The organism is Streptomyces sp. NPDC104761 (genome assembly GCF_055583445.1).
This window is the reverse complement of record NZ_JBVJNZ010000013.1, coordinates 209,226-232,435: the sequence shown is the minus strand read 5'-3', so window position 1 is coordinate 232,435 and position 23,210 is coordinate 209,226. Positions and strand designations below refer to the sequence as shown.

Genomic DNA, 23,210 nt, shown 5'->3' with positions numbered 1-23,210 from the left:
AGGCAAAGGGCTAGCGGTTGGCCACCGCCTGCTTGATCAGTGTCCTGCCGAAGTCCCACATCAGGCCGCCGCCGCTGTGGGCGTCGTCCATGACGTCCGTGAAGGCGTCCACGAAGCGGTCCACGTCCGACTGGTCGACGACCAGCGGCGGGATGAGCTTGATCACCTCCAGGTGGTCGCCGGACACCTGGGTGAGGATCCGGTGCCGTTGCAGCAGCGGTACGACGACCATCTGGGCGAACAGGCCCTTGCGGGCGGCCTGCAGCATGGTCCAGCGGCTGCGCAGCTTCAGCGAGCTTGGCCGGCCGAACTCGATGCCGATCATCAGGCCCCGGCCGCGTACCTCGGCGAGCAGCTCGTACTTGTCGGTCAGGGCGGCGAGCCGGGACCTGAGCTGCTCCCCCATCGCCCTCGAATTGGCGACGATCTGCTCGTTCTCCATGACCGACAGGACGGCGAGGCCGGCGGCCATGGCCTGGGCGTTGGCGCCGAAGCTGGCCGAGTGGACCAGGACGCGGTCCATGGAGGAGTAGACCTTCTTGAAGATCCAGTCCTTGCCGAGGGTGGCGCCGACGGGGACGTACCCGCCGGACAGCGCCTTGGCCACGCACACCAGGTCCGGCTCGACGCCCTCCTCGTGCTGGTGGGCGTAGAAGTCGCCGGTGCGGCCGAGGCCGGTCTGCACCTCGTCGGCGATGAGCAGGGCCTTGTGCTTGTGCAGCAGCTCCTGTGCGGCCCGCAGGTAGCCGGGCGGCGCCTCGTGCACGCCCTTGCCCTGGATCGGCTCGACGATCAGGGCGGCCACGTCGCCCTTCTTCAGCTCGCGGGCGAGCGCGTCGAGGTCGCCGAGGGGGACGGCGGTGTCGGGCAGCAGCGGGGCGAAGCCGTCCCGGAAGCCGTCCTCGCCGTTGACCGACAGCGAGCCGGTGGTCAGGCCGTGGAAGGCGTGGTCGCAGTAGAGGACGCGGGGTCTGCCGGTGGCGAAACGGGCGAACTTCAGGGCCGTCTCCACCGACTCGGTGCCGCTGTTGCCGAAGAAGACCCGGTCCAGGTGCGGGCTGTGCGCGAGGAGCCGCTCGGCGAGCAGCCCGGGCAGCGGCTGGCAGTCGAAGCGGGTGAGGTCGGCCAGCTGGGCGTCCAGGACGTCGTGCAGGGCCTTGCGGACGACGGGGTGGTGGCGGCCCAGCCCCATCACCCCGAACCCGGCGAGCATGTCCAGGTAGTCGTTGCCGTCCGCGTCCCAGAAGTGCGCGCCCTCGGCCCGTTCGTAGACCTTGTCGAAGCCGATGGTGTGCAGCATGCGCGGCAGCTGATGATTCAGGTACTTGCCGTGCAACTCGTACCGCTCACCACCACGCTCGGCGAGCAGCGCCCCGAGGTCGAACTCCGTACTCATTCTTTCTCCTTGACAGCGCTGCCCATCAAAGCGCCTTCGGCTTCGGCGCCCTGAAGGGCGCTGGGGGTACCCCCGGCCGAAGGCTGGGGGAGGAACTGCGCGACCGGCCCGGACGGACCGGCACCCGCCGAACGACCCCCCGCGGCACCCCGGTGGGCGCCCTGAACCCCCCACCTCTCGAAACTCGCCCCGATGGCACCGGCGATCTCCACCGGCGTCAGCCCGATGTCGGCCAGCACCTCCCCCCGCTTCGCGTGCGCCAGGAACTGCTCGGGAATCCCGAACCTCCGCACCGGCACGTCCACTTCGGCGTCGCCCAGCGCCAGCGCCACCGCCGCGCCCACCCCGGCCGCCCTGCTGTTGTCCTCGACGACGGCGACCAGCTCGTGCTCGGCCGCCAGACCCGGCAGCGCGGGATCCACCGGCTTGACCCAACGAGGGTCGACGACCGTGCAGGCGATCCCCCGCGCGGCCAGCAGCTCCGCGGCCTGGAGGCACACGGGTGCCATCACGCCGACCGCCACCAGCAGAACTCGCGCGTCCTCCGCGCGGTGCAGGACGTCGATTCCGCCGACCCGGTCGACCGCCGGGATCTCCGGGCCCACCGACTCCTTCGGGAACCTCACCAGGGTCGGCGCGTCGTCCACGGCGACCGCCTCGCGCAGCTGGAGCCGCAGCTGTTCGGCGTCGCGCGGGGCGGCGATCCTCAGGCCGGGGACGACCTGGAGGATCGACATGTCCCACATGCCGTTGTGGGAGGCGCCGTCGACCCCCGTGACACCCGCCCGGTCCAGCACGAACGTCACCCCGCAGCGATGCAGGGCCACGTCCATCAGCAGCTGGTCGAAAGCACGGTTGAGGAACGTGGCGTACACGGCGACGACGGGGTGCAGCCCCCCGGTCGCCAGCCCCGCCGCGGACACCGCCGCGTGCTGCTCGGCGATGCCGACGTCCCAGACCCGGCCGGGGAAGCGCTCGGCGAACTTGCCGAGGCCGACCGGGTGCAGCATGGCCGCGGTGATGGCCACGACGTCGTCCCGTTCCTCGCCGATGCGGACGATCTCGTCGCCGAACACCGAGGTCCAGGAAGGGCCGTTGGACGGCGCGAGCGGCTCGCAGGTGAGCGGGTCCATCACGCCGACGGTGTGGAAGTGGTCCTCCTCGTGGGCGAGGGCGGGCTCGTAGCCGCGCCCTTTCTCCGTGAGGCAGTGCACGAGCACCGGCCCGTGGAAACGTTTCGCGCGCCGCAGCGCCGACTCGACGGCCTTGATGTCGTGGCCGTCGATCGGGCCGACGTACTTGAGCCCCAGGTCCTCGAACATGCCCTGCGGGGCGAAGGCGTCCTTGAAGCCCTTCTTCGCGCCGTGCAGCGACTCGTAGATGGTGTTGCCCACGACGGGGGTGCGCAGGAGCACGTCCTTGCCCCAGGCCAGCACCCTCTCGTAGCTGTCCGTCGTCCGCAGGGTGGCGAGGTGGTTGGCGAGGCCGCCGATGGTGGGAGCGTACGACCGCTCGTTGTCGTTGACGACGATGATCAGCGGCCGGTCCTTGGCGGCCGCGATGTTGTTGAGCGCCTCCCAGGCCATCCCCCCGGTCAGCGCGCCGTCGCCGATGACCGCGACGACATGGCCCTTCTCCCCCTGCACCTGGCGGGCCTTGGCGAGGCCGTCGGCCCAGCCGAGCGCGGTGGAGGCGTGGCTGTTCTCGATGACGTCGTGCTCGGACTCCTCGCGCGAGGGGTACCCGGACAGGCCGCCCTTGCCGCGCAGCTTGGAGAAGTCCTGACGGCCGGTCAGCATCTTGTGGACGTAACTCTGGTGACCGGTGTCCCACAGGATGCGGTCGGCCGGGGACTCGAAGACCCGGTGCAGTGCGACGGTCAGCTCCACGACGCCCAGGTTGGGCCCGAGGTGGCCGCCGGTCCTGGCGACCGCGTGCACCAGGAACTCGCGTATTTCTTCGGACAGTTCGCCGAGTTCCGCCTCGGACAGCGCCTTCAGGTCGCGTGGTGCCCGGATGGTCTCCAGAATCGTCACGCTCGGCCCCCTCTCGGTCCGTGCTGTTCAGCTCACCGTGACGGCGGGTGCTCCGGACCCGGCGCCGTCCTGCTCCATCTGCTCGGCGATCTTCATCGCTTCCTCGATGAGGGTCTCCACGATCTTCGACTCGGGCACGGTCTTGACGACCTCGCCCTTGACGAAGATCTGCCCCTTGCCGTTGCCGGAGGCGACCCCCAGGTCGGCCTCACGTGCCTCGCCGGGGCCGTTGACCACGCAGCCCATGACGGCGACGCGCAGCGGCACCTCCATGCCCTCCAGGCCCGCCGTCACCTCGTCCGCCAGCTTGTAGACGTCGACCTGGGCGCGCCCGCAGGAGGGGCAGGAGACGATCTCCAGGCGCCGTTGCCTGAGGTTCAGCGACTCCAGGATCTGGATGCCGACCTTGACCTCCTCGGCGGGCGGGGCGGACAGCGAGACGCGGATCGTGTCACCGATGCCCTGCGAGAGCAACGCCCCGAAGGCGACGGCCGACTTGATCGTGCCCTGGAAGGCCGGGCCGGCCTCCGTGACCCCGAGGTGGAGCGGGTAGTCGCACTGGGCGGCGAGCTGCCGGTACGCCTCGATCATCACGACCGGGTCGTTGTGCTTGACCGAGATCTTGATGTCCCGGAAGTCGTGCTCCTCGAAGAGCGAGGCCTCCCACAGAGCGCTCTCGACCAGCGCCTCGGGGGTTGCCTTGCCGTGCTTCTCCAGCAGTCGCCGGTCGAGCGAGCCCGCATTGACCCCGATGCGGATCGGGGTGCCGTGGTCCTTGGCGGCCCGCGCGATCTCCCGCACCTGGTCGTCGAACTTCTTGATGTTGCCGGGGTTCACGCGGACCGCCGCGCAGCCGGCCTCGATGGCCGCGAACACGTACTTCGGCTGGAAGTGGATGTCCGCGATCACCGGGATCTGCGACTTCTTCGCGATCGTCGCCAGGGCGTCCGCGTCGTCCTGCGTGGGGCAGGCGACGCGGACGATCTGGCAGCCGGACGCGGTGAGTTCGGCGATCTGCTGGAGGGTGGCGCCGATGTCGGAGGTGCGGGTCGTGGTCATCGACTGCACCGACACCGGGGCACCGCCCCCGACCGGCACCGGGCCGACGTGGATCTGCCGCGACCGGCGCCGCTCGGCGACCGGCCGGGCCGGGACCTCCGGGAGGCCCAGGGAAACCGCGGTCATGCCGTTACTCCCGGTTCCCGGAGACCGTCTCGCGCATCGCGCGCAGCGACTCCTTGAGCGACCCCATGGTGGCGAGGACGGCGGTGGGCTCGTAGCCGCAGTGCGCCATGCAGTTGGCGCAGCGCGGGTCCTTGCCGCGGCCGTACTTGTCCCAGTCGGTCTTCTCGATGAGTTCGCGGTAGGTCGGGACGTACCCGTCGCTCATCAGGTAGCAGGGGCGCTGCCAGCCGAAGAGCGAGTAGTTCGGGATCGCCCAGGCCGTGCACGGGAAGTCGACCTTGCCCTCCAGGAAGTCCAGGAAGAGCGGGGAGTGGTTGAGCCGCCACTTCTTGCGGTTGCCGCCCGCGAAGGCCTTCTTGAAGAGCTCGCGGGTCTGCTCGACGCCGAGGAAGTGCTCCTGGTCGGGGGCCTTCTCGTAGGCGTAGGCGGGCGAGATCATCATCTCGTCGACCTTGAGGTCGTCGTTGAGGAAGTTGAGCACCTCGATGATGGTCTGCGGGGTGTCCGTGTTGAAGAACGTCGAGTTGGTGGTCACCCGGAAGCCGCGCCGCTTGGCCTCCTTGATGGCCTCCACCGCCTCGTCGAACACGCCTTCCTTCGCGACGGACTCGTCGTGCCGCTCGCGCAGCCCGTCGATGTGCACCGCGAAGGCGAAGTACGGCGAGGGCGTGAACTTGTCCATCTTCTTGCGCAGCAGCATCGCGTTGGTGCACAGGAAGACGTACTTCCGCTTCGCCACCAGCTGCCGCACGATCTCGTCGATCTGAGGATGCATCAGGGGTTCGCCGCCCGCGATGGAGACCATCGGCGCGCCGGACTCGAGCACCGCCCCGACCGCCTGCGCGACCGGCATGCGCTGCTTCAACACCCCCGCCGGGTGCTGGATCTTGCCGCAGCCCTCACATTTCAGGTTGCACGCGAAGAGGGGTTCCAGCTCCACGATCAACGGGAACTTGTCCCGCTTGCGGAGCTTCTGTTCGGCCAAGTAAGTAGCGACCTTGATCGACTGACGCAGCGGCATGGCCATCTGGCTCACCTCCGGGGGAGCAGCAAAGAACGGTGCCATTCGAAGAAAGCTGGAAGAACGGATCGAAGAACGCGGAAAGCGGATATTCCACCGCGCACCGTGCCGATCCGGACGAGTTCATGTTCAGGAGCGTCCACGACCACCCTGACCGCCGCAACGGGGCGCTCGCCCGCGTGCACGGCGCTCAGGAGCGTGGCCGCCGATTCCATGTCGACCGCGATTGCGCCGGTCGCGAGCAGATCCGACCGCTCGTGACCGCGGACGACATGATCGGAGCCGGTGACCGGTCCGGTGTGGACGGTGCGGCCGGGCAGGGTCCGTACGAGTTCCTTCACGAGGAGTTCGGTGCCCACGCACGGGACGCTGCCGCGGGGGTCCCGGGTCTCCTCGGCGACGACCAGGTCGCCGGGGTGCATGCCGGGGGCGAGTCCCGCGCAGAAGCCCGTGGCCAGGACCGCGGCACCGGCAAGCGCGGGGTCGGCCAGGACCCGGGTGACGGACCGTTCCGCCGCCCTGGGGCCCATGCCGGTGCGCAGCACGGTGACGGGTCCGCCCGAACCGCCCCTCTCGCCGGCGCGCAGGGCGAGGTGCTCGATGCCGAGTGCGCAGGCGATCAGCAGCGGGGCCGGCGCGGGCGTGGCGCTCATCAGGCCCCCTCTGCCTCGGGGGTGGGCTCGCCGTACAGGTAGCGGCCGAGCGCGGTGAGCGGGAAGACCTGCCGGTACAGGTGGTAGTTGATGGAGAAGTCCCAGGGGAAGCCGGTGCCGGTGAAGTACGGCTCGTCCCAGGAGCCGTCCTCGTGCTGGGTGTCGGCGAGCCACCGGACACCCCGCTCGACGGCCTTGGACTCCTTCTCCCCCGCCGCGAGCAGCGCCATCAGCGCCCACGCCGTCTGGGAGGCGGTGGAGGCGCCGCGGCCGCTCCAGTCGTCGGCGTACTTGTAGGAGCGCAGGTCCTCGCCCCATCCTCCGTCCTCGTTCTGGACCTGCTCGAGCCAGGTCACCGCGCGCCGGATGGCCGGGTGCGAGACGGGCAGCCCGGCGGCGGTGAGCGCGGGTACCACCGACCCGGTGCCGTAGACGTAGTTGACGCCCCAGCGCCCGAACCAGGCGCCGTTCGGCTCCTGTTCGGCGAGCAGCCACTCGATGCCGCGCCGGGTGCGCGGGTCGTGGGACATGCCCTCGAAGGCGAGCATCTCCACGACGTGCGCGGTGACGTCGGCCGACGGCGGGTCGATGACCTCGCCGAAGTCGCAGAACGGCAGCCGGTTGGGGAACGGGCTGGTGTTGTCGACGTCGAACGCGCCCCAGGCGCCGTTCTTCGACTGCATGCCGAGGTTCCAGCGCACCCCGCGCCCGATGGCCTTCTCCACCCGCTCGGGGTCGTGGTGCCTGACCCGGCGCAGCGCGAGGACGACCTCGGCGGTGTCGTCGATGTCGGGGTAGTTGTCGTTGTGGAACTCGAACGCCCAGCCGCCCGGCGGGAGCTGGGGCCGCTTGACCGCCCAGTCGCCGGGGCGGACGATCTGCTCGCCGAGCATCCAGTCGGCGGCCTTGACGAGCTGCGGGTGGTCGGCGGGGAGTCCGGCGTCGGCCAGGGCGATGGTCGCCAGGCAGGTGTCCCACACCGGGGACTGGCAGGCCTCGATCATCCGGGCGCCGTCCTCGCGCCACACGGCGTAACGATCCAGCGACTCCAACCCGGCCCGCATCACGGGGTGTTCGAGGTCGTAGCCGAGCAGGTGCAGGGCGATCACCGAGTAGACGGCCGGGGGCTGGATGCCGCCCCAGGCGCCGTCGTTCTCCTGGCGCTCGACGATCCAGCGGGCGGCGGACTTCAGGGCGGAGCCGCGCAGCCGGCCCAGCGCGACCTTGCGGTAGCCGCGGACAACCTTGTCGAGCCGCTGGAAGACGCCCTCCCAGCTCGCCACCGGGGCAAGGGGCCGGTGCGGGTTCGGGTCGGCCGGGTCGGTGTGGAGCTCGTCCAGCGGGAAGGGGGCCGGGCGCACCGGGCGCTTGGCCGAGACCACGGTGAGCGGCACGATGGTCTGGCGGGCCCACTGGCCGAAGTTGTAGATGCTGAGCGGGAACCACTTGGGGAAGTACAGGAGTTCCGGCGGGAGTTCCGGCAGGTCCTCCCATTTCCACCAGCCGAACAGGGCCAGCCAGATCCGGGTGAAGACCCGGGCGGCGGCGATCCCGCCACGCTCGCGGACCCAGGCCGACGCCTTCGCCATGTGGGGGGCGTCCGGCGCGTCGCCGGCCAGCCGCAGGGCGACGTACGCCTCAATGGTGGTGGAGAGTTCGCCGGGGCCGCCGTAGAAGGTGGCCCAGGTGCCGTCCTCGCGCTGCTCGCCGCGGATGAAGAGCGCGGCGGCCGCGGTCGTGGCCTCGTCGCGGATGCCGAGGAACTGGCGGAGCAGCAGGTCCTCGGCGTCCATGGTGACGTTGGTCTCCAGGTCACCCTTCCACCAGCCCTGCGCGTCCTGCTGGGCGAGCAGATGCTCGGTGGCACGCCGTACGGCGCGTTCGGCGGCTTCTTGTACCCCGGCCGTCACGGGGGTGGTGAGTTCGGTGCTGGCCGAGTCGGCCCGGGGCGGCAGGGTGGCCCCGGTGCTTCCGTCGGTCGTCGCTGTCATGGCTTCCCCTTCGTGCAGTCGTGCGAAATCGTTCTGCTGTGGGTCCGCCGTCGGCCGGTGCTGGCTGCGCGTTCGCACCGGCCGGCGACTACGCGAGGACTATTCGACCGATAATGATCATCTCTTTCGTACGACGACGAAGTCGGCCAGCGCCGTGAACTGCGCCCGAACCCGGTCGGGCATGTCGACGGCGTGGAGGGCTTCGATGGCGATGGTGTGCTGACGACGCGCTTCCTCGGCGGTCCACTCGCGGCCGCCGGCCTCCTCGATGAGGGCGGCACGGGCGGCGAACTCCTCCTCCGAGAAGTTCTCGAAGTCGCTGCTCTTGGCGTCGGCGGCGAGGATCTCGCCGAGCCGCTCGGAGGCGGGCCCGCCCGCGGCGAGCGCGGCGACGACCGGCAGGGACTTCTTGCGCTGGCGCAGGTCGCTCCAGGTCTGCTTGCCGGTGGCCTCCGGGTCGCCCCAGATGCCGAGCAGGTCGTCGACGGCCTGGAAGGCGAGGCCGAGGTGGTAGCCGTACTTCTCGAGGGTGTCGGCGGTGCGGTCGTCGGCGCCGCCGAGCACCGCGCCGATGGAGCTGGAGGCGGCGAGCAGGGCGCCGGTCTTGTTGCCCTCCATCTCCAGGCACTCCTCGACGCTGACCCGGTCGCGGTGCTCGTAGGAGATGTCCTGGGCCTGGCCGTCGATCAGGGCGCGGGTGGCGGTGGTGATCCGGCGGGTGGCACGGCCGGCCTCGACGGTGCCGAGTTCCAGCAGGACCTCGTTGGCGAGGGCGAACAGGGCGTCGCCGACCAGGATGGCCTGGGCGGGGCCGTGCACCTTCCAGACGGTGTCGCGGTGCCGGCGCTGCTCGTCGCCGTCCATCAGGTCGTCGTGCAGCAGGGAGAAGTTGTGCACGAGCTCGACGGCGACCGCGCCGGGGATGCCGACCTCGGGGGCGGCGCCGGTGACCTCGGCGGAGAGCACGGCGAGCGCGGGGCGTACGGCCTTGCCGCCGTCGCCGTCGGCGGGGTTGCCCTCGGCGTCGATCCAGCCGAAGTGGTAGGCGGCCACGGTGTCCATGGGAGGTGCCAGGCGGTCGACGGCCGCCCGCAGTACCGGTGTGGCAAGGGTCCGGCCGCGCTCCAGGAGCGCGGTCACGTCCACTGCGGTCTCTCGAGCGCCCTTCGAGGCCGGGGGCACAGTGGGCACAGTCTCTCCTCTTGTTGCGGTACCGGGGGTGCGGGGGCCTGCCGCCTGCTGATCGAGCGTCACGCCGCCTCCTCGAACTCGAAGAGGTGACGGGGGCGGGGCCGGCCCAGGGTGTGCAACGCGGCATCGGCCGCGCTGACACCGCTGCGGACCGCACTCTCCATGGTCGCGGGCCACCCGGTGGCGGTCCACGCTCCGGCCAGGTAGAGGCCGGGTGACTTGGTGCGGGCGCCGGGCCGCAGCCGCCCGACGCCGGGGGTGGGGGCGAACGTCGCGGTGCGCTCCCGGGTCACGAAGAAGTCCTGCACCCCGGCGCCGCGCGCCGCGGGCAAGAGCCGTTCCAGTTCGGGCAGATAGCGCTCGCGCAGGTCGGCCACGGGGGTGTCGATCTCGTCCTGGGCGGCCGACTGGGACAGCGCCAGGTACTGTCCCGTGCGCAGCCCGGAGGCGTGGGTGCGGTCGAACACCCACTGGACCGGGGTGCCGAGGGCCGCGAAGAACGGCTTGGTGAGCACCGTGCGGTCGTAGACCACGTGCACGTTGAGGATCGGCGCGGTGCCGATCTCCAGCAGGTTCTCCGGGGCGTCGAGGGCACCGGCCGGGAGCAGGTCGTACGCCTCGCGCTGGGCGACGGCGAGCACGACGGCGTCGGCGGTGAGCGTCTCGCCGGGAACCTGAACGCTCCAGGTTCCGTTCTCGTTGGTGGAGACGGAGGTGACGCGTGTACGGACCTCGGTACGCACGCCCGCGGAGTCGAGCGCCTTGCGGGCCAGCCGGTCGTGCAGTTCGCCCAGCGGCACATGGGCCCAGCCGATGTCGGCCGCGCCCGGGTCGGACAGCAGACCGGTCTTGAACACCATCGCGGCGAGCCCCAGCGAGGCGTCGCCCGCGACCGCGTTGAGGGTGGCGACCCCGACCAGGTCCCACAGGGCCTCGACGGCACGCGCCGACTGGCCGTGGGCGGCCAGCCAGCTGCCGAAGTCCTGTGTGTCCAGGCTCGGATCGGTGAGGTCGAGCCCCTTGAGCGCGAGCGCGGCACGTCCGACCCTGGCCCGTTCGGCGAGCGAGAGGTGCGGATAGGCGGCCAGGCTGCGTCCCAGGTGCAGGGGGACGGGCAGCGGGTCGCGCCGGAGCCTGCCCAGGCGCCGCCCCTCCCGCTTGGCGAGGTCGAGGACGGGTACGTCGAGGCGGTCCTGCAGCGGTGCCAGTGCCGTGCCCTCGATGCGGTCGAGGAACCAGCGGTAGGCGGTGCAGCAACGCAGGTACACGTGCTGGCCGTTGTCCACGGTCAGGTCGCCGCGCTGGAAGGAGAAGGCGAGCCCGCCGAGCCTCGGCCTGCCTTCGAGCAGGGTGACGCGCACCCCCGCGTCGGCGAGCGCGAGTGCCGCCGTGATGCCCGCGAGGCCGCCGCCGATCACGACCGCGGTGCGCCCGGACGGGATGTCGTCGTGCGTCCGCTCGGATCGCGTGCCGTCGGTCATCGTGCTTCCTCCCCTGCCCGCCCGCCGTGCCGGTCGAACGGGGCAGGTCGGGCCGTCGCAGTCAGGGACGCCACGCCGTGCCGGAGGGTTGCCTGCCGTTTTTCTCCGGTGGAGTCGCCTTGACCCACTTTGTCCATCAGGCGCGCCTCCTGACGGTCAGGCGGGAGGTGTGGCGCCGGGTGTCGAGCCCGGACAGGCCACGCACGGCGACGTACGCCTTCTCGCGTCCGGGCAGCGAGACCCGGCCGCGCAGCACCGCCTCGGGTTCGCGCTCGATGCGGTCGAGCAGCCGGCGGTAGATACCGGCCATGGCGGCGACACAGGCGCCGCTGCGCCGGTCGAGCATGGGCAGCAGCCGGTAGCCCTCGGTGAAAAGGGCACGGGCGCGCCGCACTTCGAAGTGCACGAGACCGGCGAAGTCGGAGCCCTCCGGCGGGGTCGGCCCGTGGAACCCGGCCGAGCAGCCGAACTTGGCGAGGTCGTCGGACGGCAGATAGGTACGGCCGTTGCCGGCGTCCTCGCGGACGTCCCTGAGGATGTTGGTGAGCTGGAGCGCGAGCCCGAGCGTGTCGGCATACTCCGGCGCGCGCTCGGTGCCGCGCGCCCCCGGTTCCGTACCGAACACGCCGAGCGAGAGCCGGCCGATGGCGCCGGCCACACACCGGCAGTAGACCTTGAGGTCGTCCCAGGTCTCGTAGGTCTCGCCGCGGACGTCCATCAGGACGCCGTCGATCAGCTCGTCCAGGCCGCCCAGCGGGATCGGGAAGGCCTGTGCGGCATGGGCGAGGGCGACCGCGACCGGGTCGGTGTCGTCCTCGGCGACCGCGCCGTCCTGGACCCGGGCCAGCAGCGCCCGGGTGTCCTCCAGGCGGGCCGCCTTCACGTCGACCGCCAGCTCGCCGTCGCCGATGTCGTCGACACGCCGGGAGAAGGCGTAGAGCGCCGACATGGCGCGCCGCTTGGGCGCCGGGAGCAGCCGGATGCCGTAGGCGAAGTTCCGTGCCTGCTGTCCGGTGACCGTCTCGCAGTAGCTGTAGGCGGCGAGTACCGGTGCGGACACGTGTGTGGGAGAGTCCACGGTCCGGATCACCCCTCTCCTCGCAGAGTCACGCCCACCTCACGCAGCAACCGGCCCTTGCCGGGCTTGGGCGGGCCGGGAAGTACGTCGTATTCGGCGGCGGCGATCGCATGGACCGCCGCCCTTCCCCCCGCCACGAACCCCGCAAGCAGCAGCTTCAACCTGCCGTGGACGCTACCCACAAGGGGGGCGCCTTCATTCAGGAGATCGCGGGCGCGTTGTGCTTCGTATGCAACCAGTGCACGCACCGATGCGCCTGTGGTTTTCCTGGCGAGATCCGCCTCCTGGACGTGAAAGCGCTTCATGTCCTCGGCGGGCAGATAGATCCGGTCACGGCCGAGGTCCTCGGCCACGTCCTGGAGGTGTTCGACGATCTGGAGTGCGGTGCAGATCGAGTCGGAGAGCCGGATGCGCTCGGAGTTCGAGGTACCGGTGACGGCGAGAACCAGACGGCCGACGGGGTTGGCGGACAGCTCGCAGTAGGCGAGAAGGTCGTCGTAGGTCTCGTAGCGCTTGACGAGCTGGTCCTGGCGGTTGGCCGCGATCAGTCCGAGGAAGGGCTCGGGGGTCAGTCCGCGGCGGCGCACCGTGGGCTGCAGGCGGCGCAGCAGGGGGTGGTGCGGGACGGAGTCGAAGACGCGGCGCAGGTCGGCCTCGAAGGCGTCGAGCAGGACCAGGCGGTCCTCGGCCTGCTCCGGGGAGACCCCGAGGAGGCGGGCGTCGGCGCCGCCGGGGGCGAGGTCACCGTCGCCGATGTCGTCGACGAGGCGGGCGAAGCCGTACACCGCCATCAGGTCGTCGCGCCAGGCTTTCGGCAGGAAGAAAGGGGCCACGGGGAAATTCTCGTCCGCGGCCTTGTCCAGGGTGCCGCGCTCCGGGTCTCCGGTGCGCACCGGGCCGGCTGCCGTCACCGTTCGCTGCCCGGGGCGGGGACGGCGCGGCCTGCGTTGAGCTGGGGAGTTTCCGTAGCCATTGCCGTCACATCTCCCGTTCTACACTGCCGACCCAATACACACTATTTCGGACACGCCGCCCAGCGGGCCACGGGGCGGCCCGGCGGAGGGTGTCGCGCATTATCGCCCCTCTTGCCGCTTTCCGGGACCGGTACAGCTTACGTTGTACAACGCATCGAGGTTCGTCGGGGTGTCCCGCAGATCACAACAACACACCGATTGGCGTCAAGATTCCTAAGGCGAGCCCGAGTTGACGTTTCCTTTGCAGACGCGGGCCCCGCCGGAAAGGTTCCGGCGGGGCCTGGTCCGCACGGGGCTACTTGCCTGTGAACTTCTCGTACTCCTTGAGCACCTCTTCGGTCGGGCCGTCCATGCGCAGCTCACCGCGCTCCAGCCAGAGCACGCGGTCGCAGGTGTCGCGGATCGACTTGTTGTTGTGACTGACCAGAAACACCGTGCCGGCGTGCTCGCGCAGTTCCCGGATCCGGTCCTCGGAGCGCTTGCGGAAAGCCGCGTCACCGGTGGCCAGCGCCTCGTCGATCATAAGGACGTCGTGGTCCTTGGCGGCCGCGATGGAGAAGCGGAGGCGGGCCGCCATGCCGGAGGAGTAGGTGCGCATCGGCAGGGTGATGAAGTCACCCTTGTCGTTGATCCCGGAGAACTCGACGATCTCCTGGTAACGGGCCTTGATGTCCTCCCGGGACATCCCCATGGCGAGGCCGCCCAGGATGACGTTGCGCTCACCTGTGAGGTCGTTCATCAGGGCCGCGTTGACGCCGAGCAGCGAGGGCTGGCCGTTGGTGTAGACCCTGCCCTTCTCGGCGGGCAGCAGACCGGCGATGGCACGCAGCAGGGTGGACTTGCCCGAGCCGTTGGAGCCGATCAGGCCGATGGCCTCGCCCCGGTAGGCGACGAAGGAGACGCCGCGGACCGCGTGCACCTTGCGGACGCCCCGCTCGTCGCCGCGCCTGAAGATGCGGCTGAGGGCGGCCGTCGCACTGCCCTTGCCGGTCTTGGCGCCGTTGACGCGGTAGACGATGTGCACGTCCTCCGCGATGACGGTGGGGATCCGCTCCCCTGTGCTCTGCTCAGCCACGGCCGTACCGCTCCTCAGCCTTCCAGAAGTACACGAAACCACCGGCGAACACGACAAGGGCCCAGGCCAGCGCGACGGCCCAGACGTGCGGCGGCAGGTTCGAGGCGCCATAGCCGTCGATGAGGGCGAAGCGCATCAGGTCCATGAAGACGGTGGCGGGATTGACCTGGAGCAGCGTGCGCGCCCACTCCGGCCGGCCCTCCATCATCTTGGTGATCGAGAACATCACACCGGACATGTACATCCAGGTGCGCAGGATGAACGGCAGCAGCTGGGCGAGGTCCGGCGTCTTGGCGCCCAGCCGGGCCACCACGAGGGCCAGCCCGGTGTTGAAGAGGAACAGCAGGAACAGGATCGGCACGACCAGCGCCCAGGACAGGCCCGGCCGGCCGCCGAACCCGACCACCACCGCGACCATGACGATCATCGAGAACAGCAGCTGCTGGAGCTGCTGGAGCGCGAAGGAGATCGGCAGCGAGGCCCGCGGGAAGTGCAGTGCCCGCACCAGACCGAGGTTGCCCGAGATCGCCCGCACGCCCGTCATGATCGAGCTCTGGGTGAACGTGAAGGTGAACACGCCGGTGACCAGGAACGGAATGTAGACGTCCTGCGACATGCCCCGGCTCGCGTGCAGGATCACGCCGAAGATGAAGTAGTACACCGCCGCGTTCAGCAGCGGCGTGGCCACCTGCCAGAGCTGGCCGAGCTTGGCCTGGCTGTACTGGGCCGTGAGCTTCGCCTGCGAGAAGGCCAGGATGAAGTGGCGCCGTCCCCAGAGCCGGCGTACGTACTCGGCCAGCGGGGGGCGTGCGCCGCTCACCGCGAGCCCGTACCTGGCGGCCAGCTGCGCCGCCGTGAGGCCCTCGTCGGGGGACGGCACCGCGGTCACCGCGATCCCGCCGTCATGCGTTGTCTCACTCAAGGGTGGAAGCCTTCGTCTTCGGATCCGTCTTCGCGTCCATCGTCGGATTCGCCTTCGAACCCGCCCTCGGACGCTTCTTACGTTCGCCTTACGGAATTGTGCTACTGGGGACGACACGTCCCCACCGTCGGACACATTCCCGGGGGCGTCCGCGCGCCGTGCACGGCCCTTCCCGAGGTGTGTCCGCACGCCGTACGCGCGGACACGCACCTCCGAGCTTGTCAGATCACCGGGGGACGGCCCAGTCGCGTGAGCTTCCACACGGTCCGCCAGCGCATCGGGCGGCGGGGTCCGCACGGAGTGGTCCAGCCCTCGCGGAAGCCGGCGAACCAGGCGTGCAGGGCGGGGCGGGAGGGGCGGCGCACCAGGGTCAGCAGCATCCACACCCCGAGGTAGACCGGCACCAGGGGGGCGGGCAGGTTGCGGCGGGCCAGCCAGACCCGGTTGCGGGCGACCATCCGGTGGTAGACCGCGTGCCGGGAGGGTGCCGTGGTGGGGTGGTTGAGGACCATGTCCGCGCGGTAGTCGATCATCCAGCCGGCGTCCAGGGCCCGCCAGGCCAGGTCGGTCTCCTCGTGGGCGTAGAAGAACTCGTCCGGCAGGCCGCCGACCTCGGCGAGGACCTGGGTGCGGACGGCGTTGGCGCCGCCGAGGAAGGTGGTGACCCGGGAGGAGCGCATCGGGTCGGAGGCCCGGAGCCGCGGCACGTGCCGGCGCTGGGTCCGGCCGGTGTCCGGGTCGGCGATGCGGAAGCTGATGATGCCGAGCCGCTGGTCGGCGGCGAACGCCTGGCGGCACAGTTCGGCGGTGTCGTGCTCGGCGAGCAGGCCGTCGTCGTCGAGGAAGAGCAGTATGTCGACATCGCGGCCGCTGGGGCCGAAGGCCTCTATGCCGACGTTGCGGCCGCCGGGGATTCCGAGGTTCTCGGGCAGCTCCAGGGTGCGGACGCCGTCCGGGACGTCCGGGACGGGCGAGCCGTTGCCGACGACGACGACCTCGACCCGGTCGCCCTCCTGCTTGGCGACCGAGTCGAGGAGGGCGCGCAGTTCGTCGGGGCGGTTGCCCATGGTGATGACGACCGCGCCGACCTTCAGCCCGGCGCTCATCGCAGCCTGCTCGACGCGAGGACCGAGACCAGGTGCAGCAGGGTCTGCAGCAGCGCGATGCCGGCCAGCACGGCGGTGCCGAGCCGGGTCCAGAAGAGGTCGCCGTGGAAGTGGTCGGCGACGGCGAGCAGCAGGATCAGCAGCGAGGCCTCGATACCGAGGATCAGCCGGTGGAACCGGAACAGGGCGGCGGCCCGGCGGGCCAGCGCCATCCCGGAGGAGCGCATCTCGGCGGCGGCCTCCTTGACCACCGGCAGGCCGGCCTGGTGCCGGGCCACGCCGACCAGGTCGGTCTCGGCCTTGATCAGGATGGCGCCGAGCGCGGCCAGGGTGCCCAGGAAGGCCCACAGCCAGTCGATACGGCCGCTGCCGAACAGGTCCGCGGCACGCAGCCCGAGGCCCACCAGGACGGCGGCGTCGGTGAGGTAGGCACCGACCCGGTCCAGGTAGACGCCGCCCAGCGAGTACTGCTGCTTCCAGCGGGCCACCTCGCCGTCGACGCAGTCGAGCAGCAGGTACATCTGGACGCAGACCACGCCGAGCACCGCGCCCCAGACGCCCGGCACCAGCAGGGCCGGGCAGGCGAGGACGCCGAAGACGGTCATCAGGTACGTGAGCTGGTTGGGCGTGACCCTGGTGTTCACCAGGTAGCGGTCGACCCGCAGGGACACCTCACGCATGTAGAGGCGCCCCATCCAGTGCTCACCGCTGCGCCGGTCCTTGACCCCCACGGGGTGTACGACCGGACGGAGTTCAGCTACCGATGGCCTTGACATAGTCGACGTAGAAGTCCTTGATCTGGTGGGTCTTGAGGTCGAGGTGTTCGAGGATGGTGTAGCGGCCGGGCCGGGTCTCCGGGGCGAACTCGACGACCCGGACGAACTCGTCCACGGTGAAGCCGATCTCCTCGGGCAGCACCGGCAGTCCGTGCCGGCGCAGCACATCGGCCATGAACGCGGACTCCTCGTGGGCTCCGCGCAGGTACATCGCGAAGGCCGCGCCGAGCCCGCACTGCTCGCCATGGCTGGCGGCACGCCTCGGGAAGAGCAGGTCGAAGGCGTGGTTGATCTCGTGACAGGCACCGGAGGACGGGCGGGAGTCGCCCGACACCGACATGGCGATCCCGCTGAGCACCAGCGCCTCGGCGAGGACCTGCAGGAAGTCGTTCTCGCCGATGCCGCCGGGGTGGCGCAGCACCGCCTCGCCGGCCTGCCGGGCCATGGCGGCCGCCAGACCGTCGATCTTCTCGCCGGTGACGCGGTGGGACAGCTCCCAGTCCGCGATCGCCGAGATGTTGGAGACGGCGTCCCCGATCCCGGAGCGCACGAAGCGCGCCGGGGCCTCCCGGACGACGTCGAGGTCGATGACGACCGCGATCGGGTTCGGCACGCCGTACGAGCCGCGGCCCGCGTCGTTGTCGAGGGTGGCGACGGGCGAGCACAGGCCGTCGTGCGCGAGGTTCGTCGGGACGGCGACCAGTGGCAGGCCGACCCGGGCCGCGGCGAACTTGGCGCAGTCGATGATCTTGCCGCCGCCGAGGCCGACGACCGCGTCGTAGTGGCCGGCCTTGATCTCGCCGGCCAGCCGGATCGCGTCGTCGAGGGTGCCGCCGCCGACCTCGTACCAGGTGGCGCCGGGCAGGCTCGGCGAGACGCGCTCGCGCAGCTGAGCACCGGAGCCGCCGCTGACGGCGACGGCGAGCCGGCCGGAGTGCGAGATGCGTTCGTCGGCGAGCACGCCGGCGAGGTCGTCGAGGGCCCCCGGGCGGATGTCGACGACGACCGGCGAGGGGATCAGCCGGGTCAGTACTGGCACGCGATCTCCCGTCCCCGGGCGAGGTCGTCGTGGTTGTCGATCTCGACCCACCGGACGTCGCCGATCGGCGCGACGTCGATGCGGAAGCCGCGGTTGACCAGCTCCTGGTAGCCGTGCTCGTAGAACTGCTGCGGGTCGGTCTCCCAGACCGCCTTCAGCGCCTCGGCCAGCTCGGGCGCGGCGTCGCCCTCGATGAGGGTGACGCCGATGTACTCGCCGGTGGCCTCGGCCGGGTCCATCAGCTTGGTGATCTTCGTCATGCCCTTGTCGGCGTCGACGACGACCTTCATCTCCTCGTCCGCGAGGGACTTCACGGTGTCCAGGGCGAGGATGATCCGCCGGCCGTCGCCGCGGGCGGCGAGCAGCGTCTTCTCGACGGAGACCGGGTGCACGGTGTCGCCGTTGGCGAGGATCACGCCGTCCTTGAGGGCGTCACGACCGCACCACAGGGAGTAGGCGTTGTTCCACTCCTCGGCCTTGTCGTTGTCGATGAGGGTGAGCTTGAGCCCGTACTTGGCCTCCAGGGCCGCCTTGCGCTCGTAGACGGCCTCCTTGCGGTAGCCGACGATGATCGCGGCCTCGGTCAGGCCGATCTCGGCGAAGTTGCCGAGGGTCAGGTCGAGCACCGTGATCGAGTCCTCTATCCCGGCGGGCCCCACCGGCACCAGCGCCTTGGGCAGGCTGTCGGTGTAGGGGCGCAGACGCCGTCCGGCGCCGGCCGCCAGCACGAGGCCGATCATGCGGGTTCTCCTTCGTCGTGTACGGCGGGCGCCCCTGCGGACACCCAGAAGCGGATGCTCTCGACGAGCACCAGCCCGGCCACGAGCACGGCGAGGACCGTGAGCGCGGCCTTGAACTGCGCGGCGGTGAGCACCGCGGCCAGGACGGTGACGAGCAGCGTCCGCCCCTCCTGCCCCCCGACGGCACGTACCAGCCAGGCCGGCGGCGCCCCGGCGTCGCCGCGGATGCGGTACACCGTGTCGTAGTGATGGTAGGCGACGGCGGCCACCAGACCGAAAGCCGCGGGAAGGGTTCCGTTCACCCCGGATTTGCCTGCGAGGACGAGTACGGTGCCGTACTCGGCGGCCCTGAAGAGGGGCGGGACCAGCCAGTCGAGGGCGCCCTTGAGGGGCCGGGACAGGGCCTGGCCGGCGGCCAGGGCGTAGACGACGGCGCCCGCGACCGGGGCCCACGTCACGCCGGAGAAGAGGGAGACGGTGAGAACCGCCACGCCGCCGAGGGCCACCAGGAAGGGGGAGCCGAGCGGGGTGCGCAGGGTGCGGGACACGAACCCGGCGAGCGGACCGTTGTCCGCCAGGTCGGAGAGGGCCCGCGCCGCCCGGTCCGTCCGCCTGGCCTTCCGGGTCAGCGACCGCAGCACCCGTCCGGCCGTGGTGTAGGTGGCGGCGAAGGCGCAGCCGGCCAGCAGCACGTAGAAGGTGATCCGTGGGGTCGTGAGCGCCGTCAGGACGGCTATCAGTGCCCATCGTTCGCCGATGGGCAGGACTATCATCCGGCGCACCCAGACCGTCCAGCCGACGCTGTCGAGCCTGCCGGAGAGGGCGGCGGTGGGGCTGGTGTTGGCGGTGGCGTCGTGGTTGGCCTCGTTGAAGGAGAAGTCGACCACGTGCCGGCAGGTCTGCAGGATCATCGCGCCGAGGGCGAGGGCCCACACGTCGTCGCCGCCGCGGGCGGCGCCCAGGGCGAGGCCCGCGTAGTAGGCGTACTCCTTGGCGCGGTCGAAGGTGGCGTCCAGCCAGGCGCCGAGGGTGGAGTACTGCAGGGAGTAGCGGGCGAGCTGGCCGTCGGTGCAGTCCAGGACGAACGAGCAGATCAGCAGGACGCCGGCGGCGACGAAGCCGATCCGGGTGCCGGTGGCCGCGCAGGCGGCCGCGATCAGGGCGGTGACCAGCGAGGCGGTGGTGACCTGGTTGGGGGTCAGTCCGCGCCGGGCGCACCAGCGGGCGATGTACCGCGAGTACGGGCTGACGAAGAAGGTGGTGAAGAAGCCGTCCCGGGACTTCACGGCCGACTTGAGGCGTATCGCCTCGTCGTCCACGGCGGCGACGGCCTGCCGGGCCTCGTTGCGGGCCTGCGGGTCGGTGGGGACTGCGGCGACCAGGCTGCCCAGCTCGGGGCGGTGGATGTCGGCGTCCAGGGCGGTGACCAGGCCGTCCACGGCGAGGGCGGTGGCGCCGCCGGCGGCGGCCTCCCGGGCCAGCGCCCGGGCCAGGGCCGGACGGGCGGCCGGCTGGGCGGTCACGGCGCCGGGGATCGCGGCGAGCGGGAAGCGGGGGTCGGTGAGGCCGAGGCGCAGGGCGTGCACGTGGCCGACGAAGCGGGCGTCGACGACGGCGACGCGCCGGTCGGCGGGTACGGCCGTGAGCAGTGCCTCGGCCTCGGCGGTGTCCGACGCCGCCCGCACCTCGAAGCCGAGGGCCCGCAGATCGCCCTCCAGTGACGATCCGGGCACCGGCGGACCGGTGACGATGGCGGTCGACAACCGAACTCACTCCCTGGGTGCCGGCGTCCGGGCGCCGGTCTGCTGCGTGGTGGGGCGGGGTGTGCCTGGTGGCCCCCGGACGGCATTCGGCAGAGGTTAGCGGATGGTGAGGACTGCTTGTTCACCGGCCGTTCACGGCACGGTCGGCCCGCTCTGCCCCTGCCTTTGCCGAGATCATCATCCGCGATCCGGGGCCCGGCCCACAAATGACGGTCGCAGAACGGGCATTGGGGACACCTGGCCGCGGGTGCCGGGCCGGTCGCCCGCGGTGCCCGGCCCTGCACCGGGCGGCAACTGAGGCTGCCCTGACCTGGGGTTCGTTTCCGCAGGTCAGGGCACATGACAACGGTGTTCAGTGCCGCGTTGCCGGATACCCCCCACCCGTAGTTCACTGTGATCCCGGGCGAACACAGGAGGCGTATCCCATGGGGGCAGGGCACGACCACGGCCACGGCCACACCCACGCGCCGCCCACCGGTACGGCCGCGGCGGCGTACCGCGGCCGGCTCCGGGTGGCGCTCGCCATCACCCTCGGGGTGATGGTGGTCGAGATCGTCGGCGGCCTGGTGGCCGACTCGCTCGCACTGATCGCGGACGCGGCCCACATGGCGACCGACGCGCTCGGCCTGGGCATGGCCCTGCTGGCGATCCACTTCGCCAACCGCCCCCCGAGCACCAACCGCACCTTCGGCCTCGCCCGGGCCGAGATCCTCGCCGCCCTGGCGAACTGCCTGCTGCTGCTCGTGGTCGGCGGCTACGTGCTGTACGAGGCGGTGCAGCGGTTCCTCACGCCCGCGGACACCCACGGCGGCCAGATGATCGTGTTCGGCCTGATCGGCCTGGTCGCCAACATGATCTCGCTCACGCTCCTGGTGCGCGGCCAGCAGGAGAGCCTGAACGTGCGCGGCGCCTTCCTGGAGGTGGCGGCGGACGCGCTGGGCTCGCTGGCGGTGCTGATCTCGGCCGTGGTGATCCTCACCACCGGCTGGCAGGCGGCCGACCCGATCGCCTCGCTGGTGATCGGCCTGATGATCGTGCCGAGGACGCTGAAGCTGCTGCGCGAGACCCTGGACGTCCTGCTGGAGGCGGCGCCGCGGGACGTCGACATGGCGGACGTACGGTCGCACATCCTGGCGCTCGACGGCGTGGAGGACGTCCACGACCTGCACGCCTGGACGATCACCTCGGGGATGCCGGTGCTGTCGGCGCACGTGGTGGTCCGCTCGGACGTGCTGAGCGCCATCGGCCACGAGAAGATGCTGCACGAGCTGCAGGGGTGCCTGGGCCACCACTTCGACGTGGAGCACTGCACCTTCCAGCTGGAGCCGGGCGGCCACGCGGAGCACGAGGCCCGGCTCTGCCACTGACCCCGACGGGCCCGGGGCCCCGGAAGGCAGCGCTCCGCACTCCCCCGGCGTCCTTGTGTTCGAGACCCCCGGGCGGTTCCCTCTCGCACCCGTAGGGCACGATCAAGTACCGGGTCCCTCTTCCGGCGTGCCCGTGCCGGGAAGTGCCGGGAGTGTCGGATTCGTACGGCAGACTTGGTGCGAAGACCGAGGCGAAGGATGGGTATGCCGATCACACCTGCCACCGCGACGCACAGCACGTCGGAAGGGACCGCAGACGCGATTTTCCTTGAACTCGTCGACGAGAAGGGTGTGACCATCGGCACCGCGGAGAAGCTGGCCGCGCACCAGCCGCCCGGGCAGCTGCACCGGGCCTTCTCCGTCTTCCTCTTCGACGAACACGGCAGGCTGCTGCTCCAGCAGCGGGCCCTGGGCAAGTACCACTCCCCCGGAGTGTGGTCCAACACCTGCTGCGGCCACCCCTACCCCGGCGAGTCGCCCTTCGCGGCGGCGGCCCGGCGGACCTTCGAGGAGCTGGGGGTCTCCCCGTCGCTGCTCGCCGAGGCGGGCACGGTCCGCTACAACCACCCGGACCCGGCCTCCGGTCTGGTCGAGCAGGAGTTCAACCACCTGTTCGTCGGCATGGTGCAGGCGACGCTCGCGCCGGACCCGGAGGAGGTCGAGGCGACCGTCTTCGTGACGGCCGCCGAGCTGGCCGAGCGGCACGCGATGGACCCCTTCTCGTCCTGGTTCATGACCGTGCTGGACGCGGCCCGCCCCGCGATCAGGGAGCTGACGGGCCCGTCGGCGGGCTGGTGAACCGGCCGCTCAGGGGATCGTCGCGGGTTTGAGCGGCAGGGCGGCCCAGATCACCTTGCCGCCACTCGACGTGTGCTCCACGTCCACGACCCCGCCCGCCTCCCGGGCCACCTCCCGCACCAGCAGCAGCCCCCGGCCGCCGGTCTGGCCGTGGTCGGCCTCCAGGGCGGTCGGGCGGTAGGGGTGGTTGTCCTCCACCGACACCCGCACCCACTCGGCACCGACGGCGACCTCCACGGCGAGCACCGGCGACAGCAGCGCCGCGTGCTTGACCGCGTTGGTGACCAGTTCGGAGACGATCAGCAGCAGCCCGTACACCAGGTCCTCCGAGACCGGGACGCCCTGGCGCTGGAGCAGGTCCCGTACGGCGCGCCGCGCCTGCGGGACCGAGGCCTCCACGGCGGGGGCGGTGAACCGCCAGACTCCTTCGTACGGCAGCGGATCCGGCGGCGGTGGGCCGCCTCCCTCTGGACGCGGGTCGTGCCCGCGCCCGTGGTTCTCCATCGTCCGGTCGCCACCCTCGCGCTCGATTGTCACCACACGTCGAGTGTTGGCAACGACCCGTGCCGCTCCGGAGGACTGAACACAAGTCAGCAGATATCGAGCGGATCTGACCGT

General features: G+C 71.0%; 19 protein-coding genes and 2 pseudogenes. 2 read left to right on the top strand and 19 right to left on the bottom strand.

The window, feature by feature from the left end:
* Positions 1 to 10: 10 nt before the first annotated feature.
* From ACZ63F_RS31535 to ACZ63F_RS31450, 18 genes and pseudogenes are all read right to left on the bottom strand, one after another.
* Positions 11 to 1,396, bottom strand: coding sequence for an aspartate aminotransferase family protein (locus tag ACZ63F_RS31535; protein WP_469716086.1), 1,386 nt, complete (start codon positions 1,394 to 1,396; stop codon positions 11 to 13).
* A complete protein-coding gene (dxs, locus tag ACZ63F_RS31530; protein ID WP_469716083.1) occupies positions 1,393 to 3,432 on the bottom strand; it encodes a 1-deoxy-D-xylulose-5-phosphate synthase in 2,040 nt (679 codons plus the stop codon). The genes ACZ63F_RS31535 and dxs overlap by 4 nt, the downstream gene beginning before the upstream one ends.
* A gap of 27 nt (positions 3,433 to 3,459) precedes the next feature.
* On the bottom strand, positions 3,460 to 4,617 hold the full coding sequence (gene ispG, locus ACZ63F_RS31525) for a flavodoxin-dependent (E)-4-hydroxy-3-methylbut-2-enyl-diphosphate synthase (RefSeq protein ID WP_457696741.1): 1,158 nt from the start codon (positions 4,615 to 4,617) through the stop codon (positions 3,460 to 3,462).
* A 4-nt stretch (positions 4,618 to 4,621) separates the two neighbouring features.
* On the bottom strand, positions 4,622 to 5,644 hold the full coding sequence (hpnH, locus tag ACZ63F_RS31520; RefSeq protein ID WP_181803030.1) for an adenosyl-hopene transferase HpnH: 1,023 nt from the start codon (positions 5,642 to 5,644) through the stop codon (positions 4,622 to 4,624).
* Between the two features lie 5 nt (positions 5,645 to 5,649).
* Entirely contained in the window at positions 5,650 to 6,291 is a 642-nt protein-coding gene (locus tag ACZ63F_RS31515; protein ID WP_293992181.1) for a phosphorylase family protein, read from the bottom strand.
* On the bottom strand, positions 6,291 to 8,282 hold the full coding sequence (gene shc, locus ACZ63F_RS31510) for a squalene--hopene cyclase (protein ID WP_469716079.1): 1,992 nt from the start codon (positions 8,280 to 8,282) through the stop codon (positions 6,291 to 6,293). Before shc ends, ACZ63F_RS31515 begins: the two co-directional genes overlap by 1 nt.
* 117 nt (positions 8,283 to 8,399) lie before the next feature.
* Positions 8,400 to 9,536, bottom strand: a complete 1,137-nt coding sequence (locus tag ACZ63F_RS31505; protein WP_351955938.1) for a polyprenyl synthetase family protein — start codon at positions 9,534 to 9,536, stop codon at positions 8,400 to 8,402.
* Positions 9,533 to 11,023, bottom strand: a pseudogene (gene hpnE, locus ACZ63F_RS31500) (hydroxysqualene dehydroxylase HpnE); the annotation flags it as partial. The pseudogene hpnE and the gene ACZ63F_RS31505, both read right to left, overlap by 4 nt.
* Positions 11,014 to 11,091: pseudogene (locus ACZ63F_RS31495) on the bottom strand (DUF6380 family protein); the annotation flags it as partial. The pseudogenes ACZ63F_RS31495 and hpnE, both read right to left, overlap by 10 nt.
* Positions 11,091 to 12,044 carry a presqualene diphosphate synthase HpnD gene (gene hpnD, locus ACZ63F_RS31490; protein WP_469716076.1) on the bottom strand — a complete coding sequence of 318 codons (954 nt, stop codon included), beginning with the start codon at positions 12,042 to 12,044 and terminating at the stop codon, positions 11,091 to 11,093. The pseudogene ACZ63F_RS31495 and the gene hpnD, both read right to left, overlap by 1 nt.
* Positions 12,041 to 12,943 (bottom strand): squalene synthase HpnC, encoded by a 903-nt coding sequence (hpnC, locus tag ACZ63F_RS31485; protein WP_469716074.1) that lies wholly within the window; start codon positions 12,941 to 12,943, stop codon positions 12,041 to 12,043. Before hpnC ends, hpnD begins: the two co-directional genes overlap by 4 nt.
* 358 nt (positions 12,944 to 13,301) lie before the next feature.
* Positions 13,302 to 14,081: an ABC transporter ATP-binding protein gene (locus tag ACZ63F_RS31480; protein WP_352360245.1), complete on the bottom strand. Its 780-nt coding sequence runs from the start codon at positions 14,079 to 14,081 to the stop codon at positions 13,302 to 13,304.
* A complete protein-coding gene (locus ACZ63F_RS31475; protein ID WP_469716072.1) occupies positions 14,074 to 15,003 on the bottom strand; it encodes an ABC transporter permease in 930 nt (309 codons plus the stop codon). The genes ACZ63F_RS31480 and ACZ63F_RS31475 overlap by 8 nt, the downstream gene beginning before the upstream one ends.
* A 221-nt stretch (positions 15,004 to 15,224) precedes the next feature.
* A complete protein-coding gene (locus ACZ63F_RS31470; protein ID WP_469716070.1) occupies positions 15,225 to 16,109 on the bottom strand; it encodes a glycosyltransferase family 2 protein in 885 nt (294 codons plus the stop codon).
* Entirely contained in the window at positions 16,106 to 16,885 is a 780-nt protein-coding gene (locus ACZ63F_RS31465) for a CDP-alcohol phosphatidyltransferase family protein (protein ID WP_457696734.1), read from the bottom strand. The genes ACZ63F_RS31470 and ACZ63F_RS31465 overlap by 4 nt, the downstream gene beginning before the upstream one ends.
* On the bottom strand, positions 16,863 to 17,924 hold the full coding sequence (locus ACZ63F_RS31460; RefSeq protein WP_352360252.1) for an iron-containing alcohol dehydrogenase family protein: 1,062 nt from the start codon (positions 17,922 to 17,924) through the stop codon (positions 16,863 to 16,865). The genes ACZ63F_RS31465 and ACZ63F_RS31460 overlap by 23 nt, the downstream gene beginning before the upstream one ends.
* Positions 17,912 to 18,664 carry a phosphocholine cytidylyltransferase family protein gene (locus ACZ63F_RS31455; RefSeq protein ID WP_469716068.1) on the bottom strand — a complete coding sequence of 251 codons (753 nt, stop codon included), beginning with the start codon at positions 18,662 to 18,664 and terminating at the stop codon, positions 17,912 to 17,914. Before ACZ63F_RS31455 ends, ACZ63F_RS31460 begins: the two co-directional genes overlap by 13 nt.
* Positions 18,661 to 20,427, bottom strand: a complete 1,767-nt coding sequence (locus ACZ63F_RS31450) for a DUF5941 domain-containing protein (RefSeq protein ID WP_469716066.1) — start codon at positions 20,425 to 20,427, stop codon at positions 18,661 to 18,663. The genes ACZ63F_RS31455 and ACZ63F_RS31450 overlap by 4 nt, the downstream gene beginning before the upstream one ends.
* A 425-nt stretch (positions 20,428 to 20,852) precedes the next feature.
* Between ACZ63F_RS31450 and ACZ63F_RS31445 the strand changes: the two genes are divergently transcribed.
* The gene (locus ACZ63F_RS31445; protein ID WP_352360256.1) at positions 20,853 to 21,794 is read left to right on the top strand and encodes a cation diffusion facilitator family transporter; all 942 of its coding nucleotides are present in this window, start codon (positions 20,853 to 20,855) and stop codon (positions 21,792 to 21,794) included.
* 204 nt (positions 21,795 to 21,998) lie between these two features.
* Positions 21,999 to 22,592, top strand: coding sequence for an isopentenyl-diphosphate Delta-isomerase (idi, locus tag ACZ63F_RS31440; RefSeq protein WP_469716064.1), 594 nt, complete (start codon positions 21,999 to 22,001; stop codon positions 22,590 to 22,592).
* 9 nt (positions 22,593 to 22,601) lie between these two features.
* On the opposite strand, the gene ACZ63F_RS31435 is transcribed toward idi, so the two are convergent.
* Positions 22,602 to 23,096 carry an ATP-binding protein gene (locus tag ACZ63F_RS31435; RefSeq protein ID WP_469716265.1) on the bottom strand — a complete coding sequence of 165 codons (495 nt, stop codon included), beginning with the start codon at positions 23,094 to 23,096 and terminating at the stop codon, positions 22,602 to 22,604.
* Positions 23,097 to 23,210: the final 114 nt, after the last annotated feature.